5 protein-coding genes, 1 tRNA gene and 1 pseudogene are annotated in these 6,715 nt (G+C 66.3%); 3 read left to right on the top strand and 4 right to left on the bottom strand.

Translation table 11 applies throughout. From position 1 onward, the window contains the following. A pseudogene (locus ACTJI6_RS16325) lies at positions 1 to 84 on the top strand (IS5/IS1182 family transposase); the annotation flags it as partial. A 249-nt stretch (positions 85 to 333) separates the two neighbouring features. Next, positions 334 to 573 (top strand): hypothetical protein, encoded by a 240-nt coding sequence (locus tag ACTJI6_RS16320; protein ID WP_440802118.1) that lies wholly within the window; start codon positions 334 to 336, stop codon positions 571 to 573. A gap of 494 nt (positions 574 to 1,067) precedes the next feature. On the opposite strand, the gene ACTJI6_RS16315 is transcribed toward ACTJI6_RS16320, so the two are convergent. The 3 genes from ACTJI6_RS16315 to prfB form a co-directional block, all read right to left on the bottom strand. Next, positions 1,068 to 1,143: transfer RNA gene (locus tag ACTJI6_RS16315), tRNA-Val, on the bottom strand. Between the two features lie 57 nt (positions 1,144 to 1,200). Next, complete coding sequence (locus ACTJI6_RS16310; RefSeq protein ID WP_440802115.1) at positions 1,201 to 2,268, bottom strand: patatin-like phospholipase family protein; 1,068 nt, start codon at positions 2,266 to 2,268, stop codon at positions 1,201 to 1,203. 66 nt (positions 2,269 to 2,334) lie between these two features. Then, positions 2,335 to 3,462, bottom strand: coding sequence for a peptide chain release factor 2 (gene prfB, locus ACTJI6_RS16305; RefSeq protein WP_126155514.1), 1,128 nt, complete (start codon positions 3,460 to 3,462; stop codon positions 2,335 to 2,337). 163 nt (positions 3,463 to 3,625) lie between these two features. Here prfB and ACTJI6_RS16300 point away from each other — a divergent pair, with 163 nt between their 5' ends. Continuing rightward, positions 3,626 to 4,141, top strand: a complete 516-nt coding sequence (locus ACTJI6_RS16300; RefSeq protein WP_126155515.1) for an MgtC/SapB family protein — start codon at positions 3,626 to 3,628, stop codon at positions 4,139 to 4,141. Here ACTJI6_RS16300 and ACTJI6_RS16295 read toward each other — a convergent pair. Beyond that, positions 4,135 to 6,684, bottom strand: coding sequence for a penicillin-binding protein 1A (locus ACTJI6_RS16295; RefSeq protein WP_440802112.1), 2,550 nt, complete (start codon positions 6,682 to 6,684; stop codon positions 4,135 to 4,137). The genes ACTJI6_RS16300 and ACTJI6_RS16295 overlap by 7 nt on opposite strands. Positions 6,685 to 6,715: the final 31 nt, after the last annotated feature.

Genomic DNA, 6,715 nt, shown 5'->3' with positions numbered 1-6,715 from the left:
CGAGTTGCAACCCGATACGACAGGTGCCCCATCGTCTTCTTCTCGGCCATAGCTCTCGCTGCAACCGTCATCTTCTGGCTCTAAAGTTAATGAGTCTGGAGCCTAACATCCAGAAGCGACAGGCCGCAGGATGTCGGGGCAGTCTTGAGTACAGTGCTGGCCTATGCAGCGCGGCAAGGCATCGGAACATGGACCGGACGGCGGCGCATCTTGCCTGTCCAGGTCCGCACCACAGCCGGTCCTGGCTTGGATCACAGCCCCATCCCGCAACCCGACAGCCAGAAGGTAATCAGCATGTCTGCCAGATCGCACAGGCGCAGGAAGCCCCGTCCCATGAGCCGGGTTCATGTCCCAGAGCGGACCGTCCAGTTCGGCGAGGTTGTGGACCTAGGAGCGAATGCCGGGCGGCCGGAACTCACCGTACCGCAGATCATGGCCGCAGCTTGGCGCATGGGGATCACCCTGCCATCGGAACGCGTGACGCGGGACAGCCTGAACATCGCAGCGGAGATGGGGCTGATCGCCCGGACCAGTCGCGGCAGCTACGGCGCAATCCGGCAGCAAGTAGCATGAGACGGGATGCTCCTGTCATGGGACAGCGGGACAGATGCCCGGTAAGAGCTACTGCAATGCCTCACCACAGCCACAGAGAGGGCCGTACAGTGGCGCTGCGCGTCTGGCTTCTCATGGTGGTGGTCTAGTCAAATGCGCTTATGGGCCTCGTCGGCGCTTACAGAGGCTCCTAGAGGTATCCCAAGATGGGCATCCGCCTAAATGCCCGGAATAATGCAGAAGTACCCGCCCAAGACGACCTAGCAACGATGGGCCTGCCTCGAACGGCACAGGATGCCCTTGGCGCATCCCAGGACATCAGCGCCGCTCTGGCCTCGCTTCGTGATCCTGCGCCCCCGGCATCCGGGCGGGATGCAGCCGGGCCGGGATCGGCCAGCGGAAGTAAAACACCCCATGGCGGGAACGTGTCAGATAGGCGGCAACGCGCATCCTGTGGCTCACTCTTGTGGCGCACTGGCAGGAAGCAGCATCTAAGGCTTTGATAATCTGAAAAATGGTGGGCGGTGAGGGACTCGAACCCCCGACATCTTCGGTGTAAACGAAGCGCTCTACCAACTGAGCTAACCGCCCGCCGGGCCGGGTTCTAGCGCCGGGCGCAGGGCTTGGCCAGCGGGAATTTGGATGCGGTCAGCCGATGATCCCGGAACCGGCGAACAATGCGGGCAGATCGACGGTATCGTGGCGGTTCAGCGCGTCGGCGTGGTTGTTCAGGAAGGTGTCCGCCGCCACCTGCCCCCCCAGCTTCATCCGCGCCAGGAGGCCCGGCGCGGGCATCAGCTTGGAACGCGCGGAAAGGTCGGTCATCAACTCGTCGTCCAGGATCATGTGGATCAGCGGATTCTTCATCGCCCGGTTCTGCAAACGATCCTCGGCGAACAGGCGCTTGACGAAGTTGATCGCCCGCAGATCCGCCATCAGGGACGCGTTGAAGCTGACCTCGTTCACGCGGTCGGCGATCTGGGCGGGCGTTCGGGGAATGCCGTCCCGCAGCAGCGGGTTGATGTTCACGATCACGATGTCGCGGGGCAGTCGCGGATCATAGAGCGGGAACATCGCCGGATTGCCGGTGAAGCCCCCATCCCAGAACGCTTCAAGGTGGCCGGTATCGGGATCGCAGATCTCGACCGCGCGGAACAGGTTCGGCAGGCAGGCCGAGGCCATGACGGCATCGGGGGTGGCCGCCGCGCGGGTGAAGACCCGGATCCGGCCGGTGCGCACATTGGTGGCGGCGATGAACAGTTGCGGGCCACGGTCGTTGCTGAAATCGGGATAGGGCAGATCCCTCAGCACCGCCGCCAGCGGATTGACATAGAAGGGACCGTAGTCATAGGGGCTGAAGATCCGGGTCAGGTTCTCCAGCCAGGCCGCGGGGGAAAACAGTTCCGCCGCCCGCTCGGTCCCCTGGGGCACGGGAAAGACCGAATACATCCACCGGATCAGGCGGTTGTCGCTGCGCTGTCCGACCTGCGCCCACAGGTGATCCAGGTTTTCCCGCGCCGCGATCCGCCCGGCGCGGCCCGCGCTGCGCGACAGCCCGCCTTTCAGCGCCGCGCCGTTCAGCGCCCCGGCCGAGGCGCCGCTGATCGCGTCGATGGTCAGCCAGTCCTCGTCCAGCAGCCGGTCAAGGACGCCCCAGGAAAAGGCGCCATGCGCGCCGCCGCCCTGCAAGGCCAGGTTGATGTGCTTCTGTTCCATCGCTGTCCCCGTCTTTTGCAGACGCAGCATAGCGGTGAAACCTGCGCGGTCCATCCCGCGCGGGAATCAGTCCTCGGCGTTGGCCTCGGCCCGGCTTTTGCCAGCCACGTCCAGGGCCAGGGTCGCGGCCATGAAGGCGTCCAGATCGCCGTCCAGGACGCCCTGGGTGTCGCTGGTCTCCTCGCCGGTGCGCAAATCCTTCACCATCTGGTAGGGATGCAGGACATAGCTGCGGATCTGGTTGCCCCAGCCCGCGTCGCCCTTGGCGGCGTGCTGGGCGTTGATCTCGGCGTTCCGCTTGTCCAGTTCCATCTGATACAGGCGCGATTTCAGCGCGGCCATGGCGTTGGCGCGGTTCTGGTGCTGGGATTTTTCCGACGAGGTGACGACGATGCCGGTCGGCAGGTGGGTGATCCGCACGGCGGAATCGGTGGTGTTGACGTGCTGCCCGCCCGCCCCGGACGACCGATAGGTGTCGATGCGGATGTCGCGGTCGGGGATGTCGATCTCGATATTGTCGTCGACGACCGGATAGACCCAGACGCTGCTGAACGACGTATGCCGCCGCGCCGCGCTGTCATAGGGGCTGATGCGGACCAGCCGATGCACGCCCGATTCGGATTTCAGCCAGCCATAGGCATTGTGCCCGCTGACCTTGTAGGCGGCGCTGCGGATGCCCGCCTCGTCGCCCGCGGTTTCGGACAGAAGCTCGACCTCGTAGCCCTTCTTCTCGGCCCAGCGGACATACATGCGCGCCAGCATCGAGGCCCAGTCGCAGCTCTCGGTCCCGCCTGCGCCCGCGTTGATTTCCAGGAAGGTGTCGTTGCCGTCGGCCTCGCCGTTCAGCAGGGCTTCCAGTTCCTTCTGCGCGGCCAGTTCTGCCAGGGATTTCAGGTTCGCTTCGGCCTCGGCCACCAGGTCGGTGTCGCCCTCTTCCTCGGCCAGTTCGATCATCTCGGCATTGGCGGACAGGTCGCCGTCGATACGGCGATAGGTCTCGATGGCGTCAGACAACGCCTGGCGTTCGCGCATCAGCTTCTGCGCGCGGGCGGGGTCGGACCACAGGTCGCCCGCCTCGATCATGGCGTTCATCTCCTCCAGCCGATGGGGCGCGGTCTGCCAGTCCATCCGCTGTCCCAGCAAGGTCAGCGACTTGCGGATGGATTCGATGGTGGACTGCGTCTCGGCGCGCATGGGCGGTTCCTCGGGTTCGGACAGGCGGGTTCAGGCAGGCGGCGTCAGGTCCGGGGTGATACCGCGCGCGGGGCCGTGGGGCAAGGGCCGGGGGACCGCCCTGCAACCGCCCGGACGCGGCGCACGTTACACCCTGTCGTCGCAATACCGTCATGGACCGCCCATGCCCCTGATCCAGGATCTGTTCCAGCCGCTGCAATCCATGCCTCTGCCCGCCGTCGCCATGCGGCTGGCCCTGGCGGTCGTCCTGGGCGGCCTGATCGGGTGGGAGCGCGAGGTCAGCGCCCGCGCGGCGGGGTTGCGCACCCATATGCTGATTGCGCTGGCCGCCGCCATGTTCACGGTCGTCGCCATGGAGTTGACGCATTTCCCCGCCGACGAACAGGATGTGCTGCGGATCGACCCTCTGCGTCTGATCGAGGCGGTGACGGCGGGCGTGGCCTTCCTGGCGGCCGGGTCGATCATCTTCAGCGGCGGCAGCGTGCGCGGCGTCACCACCGGGGCGTCGATGTGGCTGGCGGGGGCTGTCGGCCTTGCCTCGGGGACGGGGGACGGGCTGCTGGCGGTGATGGGAACCGCCCTGGCCGTGGTGATCCTGTGGATGGTGCGGATCATCGCCACGCCGGTCCATCGCAGGCCGGATCCCGGCGACCATCCCGACCCGGAAGGCCGTCAGTAAAGCCCGCCCGAGGACATGGTGCCGAAATCCGTCTGCCGGGGGATCACCCGGCGCTCTCCGGTCGAGGTGGTGATCGATGTGCCGCTTCCCGATTCGGCGCCTGCCTGCCAAGGCAGCACGACCTCTCCGTCGCCGAATCCCGACACGATCAGCGGCGATCCCCAGTCGGGGTCGGTGCCGTCGCGGAAATATTCGGCGACCACGTTCGGGCCGGAGGCGTCGTCCGACAGCCGCTGGCCGGTGCTGCGGTCGATCTTGACCCAGTAGCCGCCGGGGGGGACCGCGAATTCCGTGCCGCCGAATTCCGCCACCGCCTGGCGCATGAAGGCGTTGAAGACCGGCACGCACAGCGTGCCGCCATAGGCGTTCTCGCCCAGGCTGCGCGGCTGGTCGTAACCCAGGTAACAGCCCGCGACGATATTCGACGAATAGCCGATGAACCACACGTCCTTGGCGTCGTTGGTGGTCCCGGTCTTGCCCGCGATCGGCACCGGCAGATCGACGCCGCTGCCCGATCCGCGTTCCACCGCGCCTTCCAGCATCGAGGTCAGCTGATAGGCCGTCACCGCGTCCATCACCCGTTCGCGGTTGGTGTCGATCACCGGCCCCTGCCCTGCCGGCAGCGCCTGCTGGCCGCAGGTCTCGCAGACCCGCTGATCGTGGCGATAGATGGTGCGCCCGCGCCGGTCCTGCACGCGGTCCACCAGCGTGGGCTCGACCCGCTCGCCGCCATTGGCGAACATGGCATAGGCCGCGACCATCTTGAACAGCGTGGTTTCCTGCGCGCCAAGCGCATTGGCCAGGAACGGCTTCAGGTCGTCATAGACGCCGAAGCGTTCGGCATATTCGGCCACGCGTTCCATGCCGATGTCCTGGGCGATGCGGATCGTCATCAGGTTGCGCGACATCTCGATGCCGGTGCGCAGGGGGGTGGGGCCGTAATGCTTGCCCGACGAGTTCTTGGGTTCCCACAGGCCGAAGGGGGTGTTGATGCTGATCGGCTCGTCCACGACGATGGTGGCGGGGGTATAGTTGTTGTCCAGCGCGGCGGCATAGACGAAGGGCTTGAAGCTGGACCCCGGCTGGCGCTGCGCCTGCGTCGCCCGGTTGAAGACCGAGGACTGATAGCTGAACCCGCCCTGCATCGACAGCACCCGGCCGGTATTCACGTCCATCGCCATGAAGCCGCCCTGGATTTCCGGCACCTGCCGCAGGGTCCAGCGGATGAAGCTGCCGTCGCCGTCCTGCGTCATCGCCCGCACCAGCACCACGTCGCCCACCGTCAGCAGGTCGCCCGCGACCTTGGCGCGCGGGCCAAGCCTGCCGTCGGGGCCGCGCTTGCGCGCCCATTGCACGTCGGCCGCCGGGATCCAGTGGCCGTCGGCGTCCTCCTCGATCCCCTCGATGCCGATGCGGGCGTCGCTGGCGCCGACCTCCAGCACCACGGCGGGATGCCAGCCGGGAATGTCGCGCGGCACCTTGGCTTGCCACAACGCGCCGCGCCAGGCTGCCTCGTCCGTCAGCTGATCCGCCGGGATCGTCTCGCGGGTGCCGCGCCAGACGCCGGTGCCGCGGTCGTATTGCTCCAACGCCTGGCGCAGGGCGTCGGCCGCCGCCGATTGCAGGTCCGGGTCCACGGTCGCGCGGATGGTCAGGCCGCCGCCGAAGAATTCCTCGTTGCCGAACTGCGCGGACAGCTGGCGGCGGATTTCGTCGGTGAAATAGTCGCGCGGCGGCAGTTGCTGGCGAAAGGCCGGGTAATCGCCGTTCTGCACCGATTTCAGCGGCAGCTTCGCCTCGGACTGATAGGTCGCCTCGTCGATATAGCCGTTCTGCCACATTTCCCGCAGCACATAGTTGCGGCGTTCCGTCACCCGCTCCTTGGCGGTGACGGGGTGGTAGCGGCCCGGCGCCTGGGGCATCGCGGCCAGCATCGCGGCCTCGTGCGGGGCCAGTTCGGTCAGGGACTTGTTGAAATAGGTCTGGGCGGCGGCGGCCACGCCGAAACTGTTCTGGCCCAGGAAAATCTCGTTCAGATACAGTTCCAGGATCTGGTCCTTGTCCAGCGTCCGTTCCAGCCGAGAGGCCAGGATCAGTTCCTTGACCTTGCGTTCCACGCTGCGATCCGAGGACAGCAGGAAGTTCTTCATCACCTGCTGCGTGATCGTGGACGCCCCGCGCACCGACGACCCGCGCGATGCGACCGCCTGCCAGGCCGCGCCGACGATGCCGCGCACGTCATAGCCGGGATGGCTGTAGAAATTCTTGTCCTCGGCGCTGATGAAGGCGTGCTTCACCAGGTCGGGGATCTCCTCGATGGGGACGAACAGGCGGCGTTCCTCGGCGAATTCGTCGATCAGGCGGCCCTCGCCCGAATAGATCCGGCTGATGGTTTTCGGGGTGTATTGGGCCAGGGTCTCGTGGCTGGGCAGGTCACGCGAATAGATCCAGAAGATCGCGCCCAAGGTCAGGGCGATGAAAAAACTGGCGGTGACGAACCACGAGAAGATGGCACCGAAAAAGGACAGGACGCTGCGCAGCAAGGAAGGGGCCTTTCAGGGACTCGGCCCCGTC

The organism is Paracoccus sp. 22332 (assembly GCF_052045125.1).
Lineage (GTDB): Bacteria > Pseudomonadota > Alphaproteobacteria > Rhodobacterales > Rhodobacteraceae > Paracoccus > Paracoccus haematequi_A.
This window is presented reverse-complemented; position numbering and strand designations above follow the sequence as displayed.

Coding starts and splice junctions, on each gene's coding strand:
- ACTJI6_RS16320 (WP_440802118.1), top strand. CDS start 334: ATGAGCCGGGTTCATGTCCCAGAGCGGACCGTCCAGTTCGGCGAGGTT.
- ACTJI6_RS16310 (WP_440802115.1), bottom strand. CDS start 2,268: ATGGAACAGAAGCACATCAACCTGGCCTTGCAGGGCGGCGGCGCGCAT.
- prfB (WP_126155514.1), bottom strand. CDS start 3,462: ATGCGCGCCGAGACGCAGTCCACCATCGAATCCATCCGCAAGTCGCTG.
- ACTJI6_RS16300 (WP_126155515.1), top strand. CDS start 3,626: ATGCCCCTGATCCAGGATCTGTTCCAGCCGCTGCAATCCATGCCTCTG.